This window comes from Nocardia sp. NPDC051570 (assembly GCF_044454005.1).
In the GTDB taxonomy this organism is placed as follows: Bacteria; Actinomycetota; Actinomycetes; order Mycobacteriales; family Mycobacteriaceae; genus Nocardia.
Genome location: NZ_JBITDI010000024.1, coordinates 24,332 through 39,708, shown reverse-complemented (window position 1 = coordinate 39,708; position 15,377 = coordinate 24,332). Strand labels below are relative to the sequence as shown.

Below are 15,377 nucleotides of genomic sequence, written 5' to 3'. Positions count from 1 at the left end.
GCACAACGTATTTCCCGCAACTCTTCACTCGGACTTTACAGTCGCGCACGGCTGGCGAAACATCTCGGCACCACTCTCTGTCCATGAGGCGATCCCCGGAACGAACTCGTGTCGGCGCCCTGGCATGCGAAGTGTGCGGTCGTCTGCCCCACCCCCGCCGCGCACGTCTGACGCTGGCCAAGCTCGCCGCGGTATTCCCCGTCGAACTCGCGCTGCATGCGCTGGTCGTGCACTACCAGCTCCCCTATCTGCTGACGGTGCTGGCCTTGACCGCGAGTACCACCATTCTGATCATCTGGGTGGTGGAGCCGTCGGCCATGCGGTTACTCGCTCGATGGATGCACGGTCCGGATCTACGCCACCGCGACCGTCTCGATCAGGCCGCCGAGTTGTGGCGCATTCGAGTGCGCATCAGGGACACACCCGGGCAACTGCAGTCGCTGGCCAAACATCTCGCATACATCCGCGTCAACATCCTGACCGTGCACGTGCACCACCTGGGCTACGACGTGCTCAACGAACTGGTCGTGGCCACCCCGGCAGGCACCACCGCCCGCACGCTCACCGATGCGGTGACCCGGGCCCGCGGATCCACGGTAGGGGTCTGGCCGGCCACCGCGGTGACATTGATCGATGGACAGACCAAGGCCCTGACGCTCGCGGCACGAGTAGTGTCGGATTCGAGCGAATTACCGCTGGCCATCGCCGAACTCCTGGGTGCGCACTACATTCTGTCCCCGAGCGCGCCGGATCCCGCACCCGATGACAGCGGCACACTGCTGGAACTCACCCAGCCGGCCGGCGCACCACTGCGATTCCATCGTTCCGGTGAACCCTTCACACCCGCCGAAATCGCCCGCGCACACCGCCTCAGCGATCTTGCACAGATCCTCGCACGGCGCGACTGAGCATTCCCTGCGACCGGTCACCGCCCACGGCCCGTGGCCGGTTCAGTCGGAAGCCGCGTGTGACTGCGTGCGACGCCGCACCCAGCCCTGCAGTGGCGCGGTCAGAACCAGGAGCAGCAGTGAATACAGTCCGGCCGGCGGGAACGACAGCGTGACAATCAGCGCGACCATGGTGAGACCCACCGGGATCCATTGCGCGGCAAGAACTGTCGTCATGCGCAGGTCGGCGAGCAATCCGGCGCGGTGGAGGATGATCTCCTCCAGCCGTGCCAGCGACATGACCACGATGATCACGGTCACGTAGATGCCGGGGGCCAGTCGGTCGCCGTGGCGAGAGTAGGCGTCCAGGGCCGTGGCCACGGGAACGATCACGATGCCCGCCAGCCACAGCATGTTCACCCGCATCAGCAGCGGGGTGTAGCCGGTGGCGCGCTCGTAGAGTCGGTGGTGGTGGCGCCAGAACGAGCTGATGACGACGAAGCTGATACCGGCCGCCGACAGCGCGGAGCTGTTGTCGGACAAGAATTCCGCGGTGGATCGCGAGGACACTTCGCGAGCACTGTCGACCAACGGCAGCACGATGAGAGTGATGGCGATGGCGACAACGGCATCGCTGAAGGAGATCAGACGCTCCAGCCCGCGGTCGGTACGTCCGGAGACGGGATCGGCATCGGTCTGCTCGCCCACGTCGCCGGCCCCTATCGGGGCAAGACCTGCCGGGACTTCCCGGCGCTCACCCAATCCATCGCGCGCTCACCGAATGCGATGCCGACGAGTCGGTCGAGACATGTTCGCCCACAGGGCTGTTTCCGGAGCCCGCGGCGATCAGCACATCGGAACGCAGATACCACCGGCGATGCTCGATCGCGACCACGTGTACCGCTCGGTCGACGGAGCTGACCGCCCATGGTGCGCAGTCCGCACTGCCGCAACTACCGAATTCGATCCGAACCGTATGTCCGACAACGCCTTCGACCAACGCATGGCCCGAGGCGGCCGGAACGATCACGTTCCCCTCGGGCAGCAGGTGGCAGATCATCGGCACCACACACCCGTCATCGATCGAGACAAGTCCGATCCGGCTCGCCGGACAAGCGCCCGGCCCGAAACGACACGGCTGGTTTGTGTTCATGAAGCCCCTCCGGGCTGAGATGACGCTCGATGAGCGAGAAGGGTGTTCAGGTCAGTGCTCGAAGGCTTTCTTCACCTTCCCCCCAGCCTGTCCGAGATCGCCGGAGACCTGATCTGCGCGTCCTTCGGTCTCCATGCGAGAGTTCCCGGTGAATCTGCCGAAGAGTCTCGTGATCATGCCTTTGCCGGCTTTGTACCTGTGCGTGAACATCGCGTTGGTCATTCCGTGCTCCCATCCCGCCGGAGACCGCGGGCCGATGGTGAATTCGGTCCTCGAATCGGATCCGGCAGACCTCAAGTAGACGCTCCTACCCGCCGGGTGTCAACACTGTAGGCCTACGGTGGTAGGTGTCATGATCAGACCGGCCGAGACAACTTGTCTCGCAACGGATTCACGGCTTCGGACAGGACACTCGGAGGTTAGGGCATGACATTGGGACTAGATGGCGTTGCGGCGGGTCTAGACTGTGGGCGGACCGAGCATCGATCCGTCCTTGGGCCGCACAGCAGTGGTCCTGGACTCCATACGTCGGTCACGAACTCGCCAGTAGAGCGACACAGCGTATGTGCCTGGTCCCCGCACATCGGTCGAAGGTGCCACTTCCTGACGCTTTTATGGCCGTGCCGAAATCGAGGAACGATCATGACTGTTTCCACGAAACTACCCGCACGCCGTGTGCTGGCCCGGATTATTGTGACGGGATCGCTCGCCGTGTTACCGATGGGCGTGTTCGTCGCGCCGGTGCTGGCCGCACCACTGACGTTGGTGGACGACAATGGCTGGCAACAAGACTGCGACCACTCCGGCCAATTCAGTTGGCAACAGAACCGAGGCCAATGGCAGATGGGTGACTGCGACGGAGGTCGCGGCCACTGGGAGCAGCATGGCAACGGCGGTCAGTGGCAGTGGCACCACGACCGCGACTATTCCCCGCCGCCTCCCGCACCGATGTCCCCGTTCGGCAGCGGCTAACCGACAGACTCGTCGCCACCGGCGGCCAGGCACTGAAACTGGGCAGCGACAAGCTGAAATAGGCTGTAGTGCAACGGCGCTGCTCACCGTGTGGGCTCAGATGCTGCCCTTGCGCTCGATCACCAGAATCCGCGCCTCCGGGACCGGGTGCGCGACATGCTCATCGCCGACCTCGGCAAAGCAGATCTGTCCGGGAGTCAGCCGTTGCACCCGTTCCTCGCCCTGCTCGCGGTAATGCATGTCGACGGCGCCATCTAATACCACGAACACTTCCGGACCGTCGTTGACATGCCAGATGTAGGGCCGATCGGTCCAATGCAGCCGGACCGTGGCGGTGTCGATCTCGGTGATATCGACAGCACCCCATGGACGATCAGCGGTGAACTCACCCGCATCGAGGAAACGCACAGCCGGATCATGCCACCCACGACCGCCTCGGTCACAATGACGAGGATCCGATTCAGGTCCGGCTCTGCTGGGTGAAGACGAAGCCGTCCTCACCGTTGGGGTCGACTCCGGTGTCGAGGACTCTGTCGTCCAGAAATGCGGCGGCCCGCTGGTCCAGGAAGATCCGTGATCCTTCGACATCCAGGACACGGTCGTATTCGCCCGGCGTCGCGGTGACCGCGAGTCGCAGGGTCTTGGCGCCGCCCGTCATGGAGATGCGCAGCCCGGCATCGAAGGGGGTGCCGTCCGCGGAGGTGATACTACGAACGACCTCGATGGCAGTGGGGGTGAGCATCAACATGGTCTGGTTCCTTCCCGCTGACGGCGTTCTCCCACGAATAGCCATTGGCTGCTTCGCGAAACGTCAGCCTTCCGAATCGGCCTCATTCCCCTGCTCGGAGCGGTGGACGCGATGTCGCCGCCCGGCGTGGTGAGTTCAGCCGTTGAATAGCTGGGCGAGCACCTCGCGGGCGGCGGCGTCGCGGGCGGCCAGTTTGTTCAGCTCCTCGGCCAATACCACGAGCCACTCGTCGATATCGATCTGCCTGCGGCTGATCACCACACCGCGCACGACGCTGCGCACCTCGGCCTCGACACCGCCGCGCCGACCCTGGCGCAGTTCGAGTTCCCGCTCCGGCGCGTGCACCCGGACGGCGACGGCCTGACCGGGCTTGCCGCTCATCCGGTCGGCCATCGTGCGCCGATAGTCCACCTCGACCATGCCCTCGGGCAGTGCGTCGCCCAATACAGTGGTCAGGACTCGACCATAGGATTCGACGTCGCTGCGGTCGGCCCGCAGCGTCGCGATCATCATGTGCATATCCCAGAGCGGGCTGAGCCCTCCGTCGGTCATGAGTCCACCAGCGGCAGCACGAGTTGCGGCTTGGCGATGTGGTGGTCGTCGCGCAACGGCCGAATGGCGGTACCGATGGAGAAGAATTCGGTGGTGTGCCCGCCCCAGCGGTGCGGCAGCGACAGCAGCTGTACCCCGACGATGCCCTCCGCGTGCAGGCTCTCCGCCTCCGCCTGCATCCGGGACATGGCAAGCTCACGCGCGTCGTAGAGCGCCTCGGTGAACTGCGGGATCTCCACATTCTGTCCGATATTGCCCATCGCCTGCCAAAACCGTTGATGCGCAATGTGATACACGCACGTACCCATCACCATGCCCAGCGGCGCATATCCGGACTGAATCAGCGTCCAGAAGTCCTGGCCGGACAGATCGGAGGTGAACGGTTTGTTCCGGTTGTTCCGCCAGGCGCCCGGCTCGTCGGCCTTCACCGCGGTACCGATCGCGATGAACTCGGCGAGATCGCTACCGAACTCCTTGAATTCGATATCGAGCCGGACACCGACGATCCCGTCCGCGCCCAGCACGTCGGCCTCGGCTTCCATCCGGGTCATCGCCAATTCCCGCGCGTGATACATCGCGCCCGACAGCGTATCCAGCTCCTGATTCTTACTCCACCGGCCGAATTGGAAGCCGACATGGTAGATACTCGAGCCCAGCACCATACCCAACGGGCGGAAGCCGGCCTCACGGACCAGCAGGAATTCGTTGACGCTCAGGTCCGAGGTGAACAATGTGGTGCTCTGGCCGGGTCGCATCTCGCTCAGGCGGCGCATCGCATCCTCGGGAATGCTCTGCGGCCCTTCGGGACTGCTCATTCTCACCTCTGCTTTCTCGTGATGGGCTGCTGCGACACAGGCCGCAGAGGTATGACGGTCAGAGCATTGCCGGGGGCTCGCGGGCCGGTGTGGAACCGGGATATCGCGGTGCCGAAGACCTTCGACTCCGCGCCCAGCAGGATGGCGTTGTTGTCCTCGCGCTCCCAGGTTTGCAGCTGGACATCCGACACGATGGCCGCGTCGGCGTGAGCATCGCGGGCATGGCGTTCGAAGGTGTCCCGGGCCAGGTGGCGAACCCGGGTGATGAGCTCGGTCGGACCGGCCACCTCCATATTGCCGGACATGATGCTCATCTGGTTGCGGCTGCGCCAGTCCAGGTACTGCGCCTGAACCGCGATGCCGATGGCGATCCGGGCCGGCACCCACCCGGCATGCATCAGCTTTGCCACGTCCTGACCGGGAAGCGCCGTGGTGAACGGCTGCCGGGGCCGGTGCCGGGACCGGGCTCGCACCGCGGTGCCCAAGGCGACGAATTCATGGTTGCTCTGGCCCAGATGACCGCAGGTCAACCGCACTGCGACCACGCCGTCCGCGCCCATCGCGGACGCCTCGGCGACCATCCGGGCGAGAGCGGTGTCGTACCCGCGATACAGCGCCTCCACGTAGGGCCCGAAGTCCACCGCGCCCAATCCGTAATAGGACATGCCCACCCCGTACCCGGCCGCCCCGATCCAACCGATCTGCTGCACGATGCAGCCCATGACCTCCCCCACCGGGGTCAGCCCCACCGATTCGACACCGACCGCACCGGCGACCGGCAGCAGCGAGGTGCGCACTCCGGAGGACGAGAATCGGGCCAGCCGCTCGCGCGCCGCCGCCGGCAGCCACACACCTTCCCTGCCCGTCACCGGCAACCTCCTACTCGCACTGCCCGATCCGACTCCATCCTTCCACGCCGTCCACGGTCGGCCGACTCGATCCGACGATCACATCAGGAGGACGTTCCAGACGAACGATCGTCCCGCAGCAGCCCGTTCGACCAATGTGCGGGCGTTCCAGCGCCTGCGGGTCACGGTGTTCCGCGGCCAGGGCGCCGGAGCTGCAGGACCCGAACGCCGCGGAGCGGGACTTCGCAACTGCCGCAGACGGTCCGACATGAAACCTGGATTCGGATCGGGCCCCGGCGGAAGCCGTTTCAGCGGACGCCCGGCCGCAATACCTCGGCGATTCCCCACTTGTGCAACACCTCCGGCACGCGGACGCTGCCATCGTCCTGCTGGAACTGCTCCAGAATCGCGGGCAGCAGTCGGCTGGTCGCGAGCCCGGAGCCGTTCAGCGTGTGCACGAAGCCGCCCTTGCCCTGGCGAGGCCGATAGCGGATGTTCCCCCGTCGTGCCTGGTAGGCACGGGAATTCGAGATCGAGCTGACCTCCATGTATGTCTCGACGCTCGGCAGCCACACCTCCACGTCGATCGTCTTGGACATGGCGCCGCTCAGATCCTCGGCCGCGAGCTTGCTGACCCGATAGTGCAGGCCCAGGCCCGACACCAGCTGCTCCGCCTTGGCCACCAGCTCCTCGTGTGCGGCGTCGGAACGGTCCGGATGCGTGAACTGCACCATTTCCACTTTCTGGAACTGGTGACCACGCAGGGTTCCTCGCTCGGTCGAGCGGTACCCTCCGATCTCTCTGCGATAGCAGGGCGAATAGGCGAAATACCGTAGCGGCAGAGCCTCTTCCGGCAGGGTGTCATCTCGGTGCATACCGATGAGTGCGGTCTCGGAGGTAGGAATGAGGAATCGGCCCGCTGTGTCGGAATCCGCTCCGACGTGGAACACATCCTCGGCGAACTTGGGGAACTGACCAGCGGCGTATCCGGCTTCCTGGCCGAGAATATGTGGGGGCAGGATGAATTCGTACCCGTCGCGCCGGTGAGCCTCGATGAAGTAGTTCAGCAATGCCCACTCCAGCATGGCGCCGTCGCCGGTGTACACCCAGAAACCGGTACCCGACAGTTTCGCCCCGCGGGCATAGTCGACCAGCCCCAGGCTTTCCGCGAGTTCCACATGGTCCTTCGCCGGGAAATCATGCCGCGGTTGCCGACCGGCCATGCGGAGCGTCTCGTTGGCCTCCTTGCCGCCGGGCGCCACATCCTCGTCCGGAAGGTTGGGCAGTGGGTCCAGAAACTCACGGCGCGCGGAATCGAGCTCGGCGAGCCGGTCCTCGAGCTCGGTGATCCGAGCCCCGATCTGCTGAGACCGCGCCCGAACCCGGTCGAGTGCACCCGCATCCGCGGTCGCGTGAGCAACCCGCCTGGACAGCGACTTGCGTTCGGCGCGAAGCTGTTCGATCTCGGTGTGCGTCCGGCGGAACTCACCGTCGATCGTCAGGAAGGCGGACAGATCGACGTGCACCGCACGTTTGGCCAGAGCTTGCCGAACCTTCTCGGGTTCCTTGCGAATCAGCGCGATATCCAGCATCGGTGGCGGCACTCCACTCCGTTGTCGGGCCGGAGGTTCCGGCGTCGACCCTGCGGAGCGTGGGCGAGCAGGGTAACTCGCGGTGCCACCACGCCTTCGCCGACAGTGCGGCCTCGATTCGGCCCGATCACGGGGGCAAGCCGTCAGGTCATTGAGCCGACCGGGGCCGACCGTTCCTACCTGCACTCGGGAGTGGATTCATCCCAGGGGATCCCCGGGACTACTTGTCTCCGTCAACGCTGTGAGATCAGCTTAATGAGCACACCCCTACGAGAGCAATCGCGTAACACCCGCATGACGTGAGCGGTTCGTGCGGAAGTAATGTCGGACGACTGTTGTTCCACGCGAACAGGGACCTCACCACCCGACGAGGAGCTGCACATGGCCGCCGAAGAAGTCCTGCTCAGCACATCGAGGCTTCGTCTCACCCCCTGGGCTGCGGCGGACGCGCCTGCGGCACTGGAGATCTTCGGCCGCCCGGAGGTCGCCCGCTGGCTCACCCCCGCCGTCGAACCGATCCACTCCGAAGCCGACATGCGGACCGCTCTCGAACAGTGGGCCACCGACGACGCAGTGGCCGACACTCCCGTCGGCCACTGGGCGGTCCGGCGCCGAGACGACGACGCTGTCGTGGGCTCGATCACCTTGCGCCGGATGCCCCCACACCACGAAGATCTCGAGCTCGCCTGGCAGTTCACCCCGGAACACTGGGGACACGGCTACGCCACCGAGGCCGCGCGAGCCGTCGCCGCGTGGGCGTTCGGCAACTCCGCACGCGAGTTGTTCGCGGTGATGCGGCCGGCCAATGAGCGCGCGAAGAAGCTCGCTCGCCGGTTGGGTATGCAGTGGGTCGGCGAGACCGACAAGTACTACGACCTCAGACTCCAGGTGTTTCGGCTGCAACCTTCCGAACTGGTTGTGCCAGCGGAGGGCTGAAATCGCGATCCGCGCCGAATCAGCAGTGGTGCTGTACGAGAGTCGCGAGGTTGGCCGTCTTCGCGGTGGTCGCGGCGATCGCGCCGCCCCCTGCCGTGAATCGTGTCTCGCCTCGGCGGATGGTCTCCAGAATCCGCACGCCGTCCCATGATTCGAGGATCTGCGGCTCCGGCAGGGCGAGCGGATTCACCGACAGGATCACCAGATCGGCTTGTTTGCCGGTTTCGATACTGCCTTTCCGGTTCTCTTCGAAGTACTGATAGGCGGCGTTGGTGGTGATCGATCGCAGCGCATCGGGCACCGATACCCGGTGATGTTCGCCGATCACCTTGCCCGACCGGGTGATCCGGGTGGCCTGGCTGGACAGGATGGCGATCGAATTGGCCAACGCGACCGGCGCATCGTGGTGCGCGGTATAGCGCAAGCCCTGTGCCAGTGCCCAGCCCGTCGGCGAAATGTTCTGTGCGCGTTCCTCACCCAGTACCGTCTCGCGATACCAGTCGCCCCAGTAGAAGGTGTGCATGGTGAAGAAGGAGGGGATGATGCCGAGCCGGGCGAAGTCGACGATCTGGTCCTGCCGCGCGGTCTGCGCGTGGATCGCCACCGGGCGCCGATGCGCGGCATCCGGCTCCCCCAGCCTCCGGCACGCCGCCTCGACCGCCATGATGAACTGATCCACCGCCGCATCCCCGTTGACATGCGCGATGACGTGGATGTCACGCCGAAACGCCTGGTACACCTGCTCTTTCGCGACGTCGTCGGTCACCGTGCGGTAGCCGCGGTATTCGGAGTCCTGCTTCGGCGGTGGGGTGAGATACGGCTCGGTCAGCCATGCGGTCCGCCCTTGCGGTGAACCGTCCAGCAACAGCTTCACTCCCGCCAGCCGCATCCCCCGGTAGTAGTTCGCGGCGATGTCGAGCCGGTCCCAATCCGCCTCGGTCTTCAGCTCCGACGCCTTGATGTACGCGGCCAGATCGATCTGAAATCCCGTGGTGCGCTGGAGGACCCGCAGCGTATCGAGCAGCTGACGAGCCGCGCCGCCTTCCTGTGCGGTGGTGAATCCGAACCGGCTGTACTCGTGGCGTCCGACGGCGTAGAGGCCGGCACTGTCGGTCGGCGACAAGCCCGCCACCGCCTTGTCGAAGGCCGGATTGAACGCCGTCTCCTCGAGCACACCGTCGGGGGTCCCGTAGGGCTCCAGTTCGTCCTCGCGCCCGATGTGACCGCCGTCGGGATCGGGTGTGGCGTGGTCGTATCCGAGCAGTTCCAGTGCCCGATCGTTGACCGCGCCCAAATGCGCGGATTGGTGTACGGCCAGCACCGGCCGCTCGGTGGACACCCGATTCAGATCCTGGCGCGTGGGATGCCGCCCGATCAGCGCATCGTCGTATCCCATCCCGACGATCCACTGCGACCGCCGCCCCACATCGGATTGCCCCCACTCCGAAAGCTTTCCGACCACATCATCGACCGAACCGACCGAACCGTCCGGCGCGGCAAGCAGATTCGCCACCAGCGCCTGCAATCCGACACCGCCCATATGACCGTGCGCGTCGATGAACCCGGGCAGCAGACACGCACCCGCGAGATCGTGCATCCACGTCCCGCTGCCCTGCCATTGCGATCGGGCCTCGGCCAGATCCCCGACGAATACGATCGTCTCACCCCGAATCGCCACCGCTTCCGGAGCTGACGCCTGATCCTCGACCATCGTCACGATGGGACCGTTGAAGAAGATCCGATCGGCCTTGCCGTCCGGGGTCCCGATATCCATGCCTGTCATTGCCAACCTCTCTACGGGCGAGCGCCACCCGAGAGACCGTCGCAACCCGCCTCGGCCTCACGAAGCGGCCTCCCGGCGGCGGTGCCGACGAAACACGAACCCCCTCATTGTCTTTCGCACACGGCCACACAGGTGGCGGAATCACCCAACTTGTTCCACCCCACTGCCACCGTGTCCGAAACGGTGAGGGACGAATCCCTCGGTTTCAGGCGGGAAGGTGCTCGGCGCGGTCGTTGCGGAGGGCGTAGTCGACCGCGGGATCGGCGGGCAGCTTCCAGTCCGGGCCGACGAAGTAACTCGCCGCGGTCTTGTCGTCGTTCACGAGATATTGCAGCCATGCCAGGGTGATGCCGGCCATGGGGTTGTGCGCCACATCGTCGAGCGGAGTGAGATGGGTGGCGTTCTTCACGGTCACGATGAAGGCCGGCGCGTTAGTGGCGAGGGGATATTCGAGCCACAGCGTCATGAGGTGCGGAACGACGAAGTCCATGGACCCGGCGAGGTACAGGGTGGGGACGTCGAGAAGGAAGGACGTGGAGTACGGCGACGGCTCGGTAGGGACCGCGCCGATGATCCGGAGATCCGGGTCGATCTGCCGATAGACGGTCGGCGGGATGCTCGCACCCTCGATCGCGGCGGCGCCGCCGCCGGAATGACCGCCGATGACGGTGCGGCTCAGATCGACCTTGCCGAACAACGCGCTGCCGGGATCATGATCGGCCTGGGACAGGGCCGCCGCTCCCGCGATCGGAATCTCGGGCAGCGAGTTCAACAGGTCGTGGGGGATCGCCACGACGAAGCCGTTGCCGGCCCAGAGGCGGGCGCTGGCATCGTAATTGCCGGGGTCGGCGGTGGAACCGGGACCCCACACGATCGCCGGCACCCGCGACATCGTGGCGATGTCCTTCGGATAGTAGAGATCCACGCCGAACAGTCCGTTCTGCGTGCAGGTCAGATCCGACGGCTTGCCCATCAGGCGGAACACGACTTCGGCCACGGCGTACACGCCTTGGCACGGGACTACCGCCGCCGTGCTCACCGGCTCGTGGTCGCCGGTCGGGGCGTATCGGCTCAGCGGGAGGGTACCGGGATCGAACGGGTCGGCGGATGCCGCAGGCATACTCGTCGAGACCCCGGCGAACAATGCTCCCGCCGCGAGAGCGGCGGCGTATGCAGCGAATCGCATGATGACCCTTTCAGGTGTGCCCGGCACGCGCGCGTGAACCGTGATATCGCCGGAAACCTGGAAACGGTGACCATTCGAATCGAGTTATCAGGCTACATTCGCACGGATTATTTATCGGTGTGATCTTTCGCACCGCGACAAGGATGGGTTCACGCACGATCCGCCCCCGAATACGGTCTACTACACCGGCGCCGTCCCCTCACGGGACGTTCCGTTGCCCTTTCGATGTCCATGCACGCTGTCCAATGTCTGTAATCGACCATCGGGCAGAGGTATTCGACGTGACCAACCCCTTCAGATGGAGCGCCGCCACAGCATCACGAGCCTTCTTCGTAGTCAGATCGGCAGCGCGCGCCAGCTGATCGACGGTCAATGTGCCGCCTGGCGCGAGAACGGCCAGGACTCGGAAATCATCGGCTGCGCTCATCGAGGTCCCCTCTCGCATCTCCCGCGAAGTCGGTGCACGTCAGAGGTAGGACAGTGAGGGCACATCGGCACCGATCCGTTGGAGTTGCCGGACCTGGTGGATGGGGATGTTCTGCCACGGGGTGGGTCGGGTGATGGCGTGGTCGCCCGGTTCGTAGCAGGCGGCTCGCACCTGGTATTGGTACTGGTAGGTGACCGCGAGCGCACGCTGCCCTGCCAGATGGATGGGGATGACCGTGATCGGATGCATGCCGATGATGCGCAGCTGAATCCGGGTGTCGGCATCGATACGGAGTTTCTTGCCGCCAGAGACCGCGATGGTGAGTTCTCGATGTCCGAGCCCCGGTTCCGAGGCGAGAACGGTGGCCGACCATGGCCCGATCGAGCCGGGAGTTCGATCGGGATCGATCAGAAGCGTTCGCCAATAGGAACCGGAGGATCGGTAGTCCGGCTGTCCGGGGGCGGGGAGATCGGGAGTGAGGCCGATGGCGGAGAATTCCGCCTGAGAACGCACTCCGAGATAGATCCTGATGGTTCCGAACTCCCTATCCACACTGGGATCGATCGACGCCGGTGAATCAGGGATCGGTAACCCGATACTCCCAGAAGGCCGCTGCCCGCGCACGGTCCGCACCGCGCCGACCATCCCGGCGGTACCGGCCAAGAGCAGCAACGGAATTCGGTCATCGCACCAGCCGCCATCGGGTGCGGAGTTGGTAGTTATCTGTGGTGGCCCAGCGGGTAGAGCCGCATCGGCGCCTGCCGCCGAGACGAGACCGATTGCGGCCGTGCCGAATACGGTGATCACCGCGCGGCCGTATCCGCGGCTCGGACTCATCGGCGACTTCTTCGGGTGGTGCGGATTCGCGCCATAACGGTGTCCACGCCCCACCAGGTGAGCCGGCCCGCGAGCGACATGTAGAGAAAGAACGCGCAGTAGACCAGAATCGCACTGTAGTCGGCGGCCCAGCGGGGAAGGTGATCGAGCGAAGCGAGCGCGGCGATCACCAAGGCCACGCCGAGCACGATCGCCGGGATGGCCAGTGGCTCTGTGCGGGAATCGAATTCGGGTAGCGGAGCACGCGCCGCCGATTCCTCGTACCGGCACCTGCCGGTCGAGCGGATACCCGGATTGCTGTTGGCCATTGCGGGAGGTCCTTTCCTGCGCACCTCTGCCGGATCGGGACGACTGACATCGGCCCGAGCGCGTCTTTCGATGTGCGGGAACTGCATCCACATCACCGATAGCTACAGGATGACTGGAGGAGTATGAGAAACCCGTGAAGCACTGGGTGTGACGAGTTCCGGCGCTCGGTCGACCAGCTGGAAGCCGACGCCTGCAACGCCTTTCACTGACCTACGTTCAGTGCGTCAAGCCGGATACACCGTAGAAACTCAGGGGTGACTGAGCGGGGGCGGTGGCAGCGTGATCGCTGCGATGGTGCCGCCACCCGCGGCCGGCTCCATTGTTGCTGTGCCGTCGTGCAATTCGGCGATCCAGGCGACCAGCGCGAGACCGATGCCGCTCCCCCGGCCACTGGTGACGCCTCGCGCGAACGGGTTGCTCGACAGCGGCGGAGTCAGTCCGGCGCCATAGTCGCGCACACTGACCCGGCCCTGTGCGACATGCACCTCGACGGGTTCGCTCGGATTCACCGCGCCGTGGGTGATCGCATTCTCGAGCAGATTGCGCACCGCCAAGCTCAACAGGGTCGGATCACCAACGACCACACTGGGTTCGGCGTGCAGGACGATGTTCTTGTCGGGGAATTCCTCGATCATCGCCTCGGTGAGCTGATCGAGCAGCAGCTGTATCCGCTCCATGGTGGTGACGCCCGCCTGCATCCTGGCGCGCGCGAGCAATCCCGCGACGATGCGTTCCATCCGGTCGCCCAGCGCTCTCGCATCGGTCAGCGCGCGCTCCACTTCGGCCTCTGTGCGTTCGCGGGGCTCGCTGACCAGCCGCAGCGTGGTCAGCGGCGTGCGCAGCTCGTGTGCGGCGTCGCCGAGGAAACGTTCCTGTTCGTCGACCATCACCACCGCCTGCTTGATGCTGCGCCCCGACAGCAGGTGCGCGACTCCGGCCGATGCGGCGACCAGTGCCAGTCCTCCGGCTACGAGGCCCCACAGCAGCAGTGCGCGACCACGGTCGTGCGCACCGGGATTCGTGCCGGCGATGATCACCGTCTGGACATCGGGTAGGTCTTTGAAGGTGAGCGCCTTGGCCTCGAGTCGAACGGGCCTGCCCACGCTGTCGATGTCGTCGCGGTAGATGACCCCGCGATCCTGGAATGTGTCGTCGGCGAGCGACGCGAGGCCGTTGTCGTTGGGCAGCCACGAGCGCAGGTGCCCGAAGGCCTCTTGCCACTTCATGTCACCGTTGGCGGTGGTGAGGATGACGACCGCGGTCTCGCCGTTGGCCAGATCGCCGTCTTTGATCTGGTTGACGTCGAGGGTTTTCGCATCCTCCTGCAAGGTGACCGCCTCCCATATACCGCTCGCCACGCGATCGAGGGAATCGTCCACGGCGGTCGAGCGCGAGCGCGCATCGATGGTCGCGGCGACGAGCCCGAGGATGATCAGGCAGACCGCGGTGATCGCGGTGATCAAAGCAGTCAGCTGCCAGCGAGTGCGACGTAGCCGAGCCACGGCCGGACGGGCATCGGACGTGGAGATCACGGTGCGAATGGTTGGTGTCCGATCACGAAGCCGGTGCCGCGGACGGTTTCGATCACCGGGGGAGCTCCGAGCTTGCGGCGCAGTTGCGCGATGACGGCGTCGACCACGTTGGAGGCGGGCTCGGCCATTTCGTCCCAGCAGCATTCGATGAGTTCGGACCGCGAGACGACGGTGCCCGCGCGCGTCGCGAGCAGCTCGAGCACGCCGAACTCCTTGGCAGTCAACGATCGCAGGATGCCTGCGCGAACGACGCGGTGCCGAGGGAAGTCGATGTCGATATCGCCGAGGACGAGGTGAGCCGGGGTCGGCTGCTCCCGGCGGCGGCACAGGGCGCGGAGGCGGGCGACCAGTTCGGGCAGCGCGAAAGGTTTGACCAGATAATCGTCGGCGCCGTGCTCGAATCCGGCGATGCGGTCGGCCAATCCGTCGCGGGCGGTGAGCATGAGCACCGGAACCCTTTGTCCGGCCTGGCGTTTGGTCGCGACCAGCGCCAAGCCATCGCCATCGGGCAGGCCGCGATCGACGACCAGGCAGTCGTAGGTGTTGACAGCGATCTTCAGATCCGCCTCCACGAGATTCGGTGCCAGGTCTACCGCGAATCCGGCCGAACGCAGACCGGCTGCCACTTCATTGCCAAGACGCTCGTCATCCTCTATCACCAGAATTCGCACGAGCTGAGACAATAGGGTATCCCGCTGCGCTCGTGAAGTTCCGGTATTTGCCAGACCCCTATTCGCCGAACCGAACGAGACCATATGGTTCGCATATTTCTGGGCGAGGCAGGACGCAATTGTCCTAAA

Annotated in this window: 19 protein-coding genes; 3 read left to right on the top strand and 16 right to left on the bottom strand. The window is 65.2% G+C overall.

Going from position 1 to position 15,377, the window contains the following annotated elements; all coding sequences use genetic code 11:
- Positions 1-83 precede the first annotated feature (83 nt).
- The gene (locus ACIA76_RS38645; protein WP_397159641.1) at positions 84-908 is read left to right on the top strand and encodes an amino acid-binding protein; all 825 of its coding nucleotides are present in this window, start codon (positions 84-86) and stop codon (positions 906-908) included.
- Positions 909-950: 42 nt separating this feature from the next.
- Here ACIA76_RS38645 and ACIA76_RS38640 read toward each other — a convergent pair whose 3' ends face one another.
- From ACIA76_RS38640 to ACIA76_RS38630, 3 genes are read right to left on the bottom strand one after another with little or no spacing between them, the layout of a single operon-like run.
- Positions 951-1,595, bottom strand: coding sequence for a TMEM175 family protein (locus ACIA76_RS38640; RefSeq protein WP_397159639.1), 645 nt, complete (start codon positions 1,593-1,595; stop codon positions 951-953).
- A 46-nt stretch (positions 1,596-1,641) separates the two neighbouring features.
- A complete protein-coding gene (locus ACIA76_RS38635) occupies positions 1,642-2,040 on the bottom strand; it encodes a hypothetical protein (protein ID WP_397159637.1) in 399 nt (132 codons plus the stop codon).
- Between the two features lie 51 nt (positions 2,041-2,091).
- Entirely contained in the window at positions 2,092-2,262 is a 171-nt protein-coding gene (locus ACIA76_RS38630) for a CsbD family protein (RefSeq protein ID WP_397159635.1), read from the bottom strand.
- 420 nt (positions 2,263-2,682) lie between these two features.
- Between ACIA76_RS38630 and ACIA76_RS38625 the strand changes: the two genes are divergently transcribed.
- The gene (locus ACIA76_RS38625) at positions 2,683-3,012 is read left to right on the top strand and encodes a hypothetical protein (RefSeq protein WP_397159633.1); all 330 of its coding nucleotides are present in this window, start codon (positions 2,683-2,685) and stop codon (positions 3,010-3,012) included.
- A gap of 96 nt (positions 3,013-3,108) precedes the next feature.
- Here ACIA76_RS38625 and ACIA76_RS38620 read toward each other — a convergent pair whose 3' ends face one another.
- From ACIA76_RS38620 to serS, 6 genes are all read right to left on the bottom strand, one after another.
- The gene (locus tag ACIA76_RS38620; protein ID WP_397159631.1) at positions 3,109-3,420 is read right to left on the bottom strand and encodes a cupin; all 312 of its coding nucleotides are present in this window, start codon (positions 3,418-3,420) and stop codon (positions 3,109-3,111) included.
- 52 nt (positions 3,421-3,472) lie between these two features.
- On the bottom strand, positions 3,473-3,760 hold the full coding sequence (locus ACIA76_RS38615; protein ID WP_397159629.1) for a hypothetical protein: 288 nt from the start codon (positions 3,758-3,760) through the stop codon (positions 3,473-3,475).
- 135 nt (positions 3,761-3,895) lie between these two features.
- Entirely contained in the window at positions 3,896-4,312 is a 417-nt protein-coding gene (locus ACIA76_RS38610; protein WP_397159627.1) for a hypothetical protein, read from the bottom strand.
- A complete protein-coding gene (locus ACIA76_RS38605; protein WP_397159751.1) occupies positions 4,309-5,085 on the bottom strand; it encodes a heavy metal-binding domain-containing protein in 777 nt (258 codons plus the stop codon). Before ACIA76_RS38605 ends, ACIA76_RS38610 begins: the two co-directional genes overlap by 4 nt.
- A gap of 44 nt (positions 5,086-5,129) precedes the next feature.
- Positions 5,130-5,996: a heavy metal-binding domain-containing protein gene (locus ACIA76_RS38600; RefSeq protein ID WP_397159625.1), complete on the bottom strand. Its 867-nt coding sequence runs from the start codon at positions 5,994-5,996 to the stop codon at positions 5,130-5,132.
- A gap of 287 nt (positions 5,997-6,283) precedes the next feature.
- Positions 6,284-7,579 carry a serine--tRNA ligase gene (serS, locus tag ACIA76_RS38595; RefSeq protein ID WP_397159623.1) on the bottom strand — a complete coding sequence of 432 codons (1,296 nt, stop codon included), beginning with the start codon at positions 7,577-7,579 and terminating at the stop codon, positions 6,284-6,286.
- A gap of 369 nt (positions 7,580-7,948) precedes the next feature.
- On the opposite strand from serS, the gene ACIA76_RS38590 reads away from it, so the two are divergent.
- A complete protein-coding gene (locus tag ACIA76_RS38590) occupies positions 7,949-8,503 on the top strand; it encodes a GNAT family N-acetyltransferase (protein ID WP_397159621.1) in 555 nt (184 codons plus the stop codon).
- Positions 8,504-8,522: 19 nt separating this feature from the next.
- Here ACIA76_RS38590 and ACIA76_RS38585 read toward each other — a convergent pair whose 3' ends face one another.
- From ACIA76_RS38585 to ACIA76_RS38555, 7 genes are all read right to left on the bottom strand, one after another.
- Entirely contained in the window at positions 8,523-10,286 is a 1,764-nt protein-coding gene (locus tag ACIA76_RS38585; RefSeq protein ID WP_397159619.1) for an amidohydrolase, read from the bottom strand.
- A 205-nt stretch (positions 10,287-10,491) separates the two neighbouring features.
- Positions 10,492-11,472 carry a hypothetical protein gene (locus ACIA76_RS38580; protein ID WP_397159617.1) on the bottom strand — a complete coding sequence of 327 codons (981 nt, stop codon included), beginning with the start codon at positions 11,470-11,472 and terminating at the stop codon, positions 10,492-10,494.
- Between the two features lie 199 nt (positions 11,473-11,671).
- Complete coding sequence (locus ACIA76_RS38575) at positions 11,672-11,899, bottom strand: hypothetical protein (RefSeq protein WP_397159615.1); 228 nt, start codon at positions 11,897-11,899, stop codon at positions 11,672-11,674.
- Positions 11,900-11,938: 39 nt separating this feature from the next.
- A complete protein-coding gene (locus ACIA76_RS38570; protein WP_397159613.1) occupies positions 11,939-12,736 on the bottom strand; it encodes a hypothetical protein in 798 nt (265 codons plus the stop codon).
- Positions 12,733-13,044 (bottom strand): hypothetical protein, encoded by a 312-nt coding sequence (locus ACIA76_RS38565; protein ID WP_397159611.1) that lies wholly within the window; start codon positions 13,042-13,044, stop codon positions 12,733-12,735. The genes ACIA76_RS38570 and ACIA76_RS38565 overlap by 4 nt, the downstream gene beginning before the upstream one ends.
- A 249-nt stretch (positions 13,045-13,293) precedes the next feature.
- Positions 13,294-14,577, bottom strand: a complete 1,284-nt coding sequence (locus ACIA76_RS38560; protein ID WP_397159609.1) for a sensor histidine kinase — start codon at positions 14,575-14,577, stop codon at positions 13,294-13,296.
- The gene (locus ACIA76_RS38555; RefSeq protein ID WP_397159607.1) at positions 14,574-15,248 is read right to left on the bottom strand and encodes a response regulator transcription factor; all 675 of its coding nucleotides are present in this window, start codon (positions 15,246-15,248) and stop codon (positions 14,574-14,576) included. The genes ACIA76_RS38560 and ACIA76_RS38555 overlap by 4 nt, the downstream gene beginning before the upstream one ends.
- Positions 15,249-15,377 lie beyond the last annotated feature (129 nt).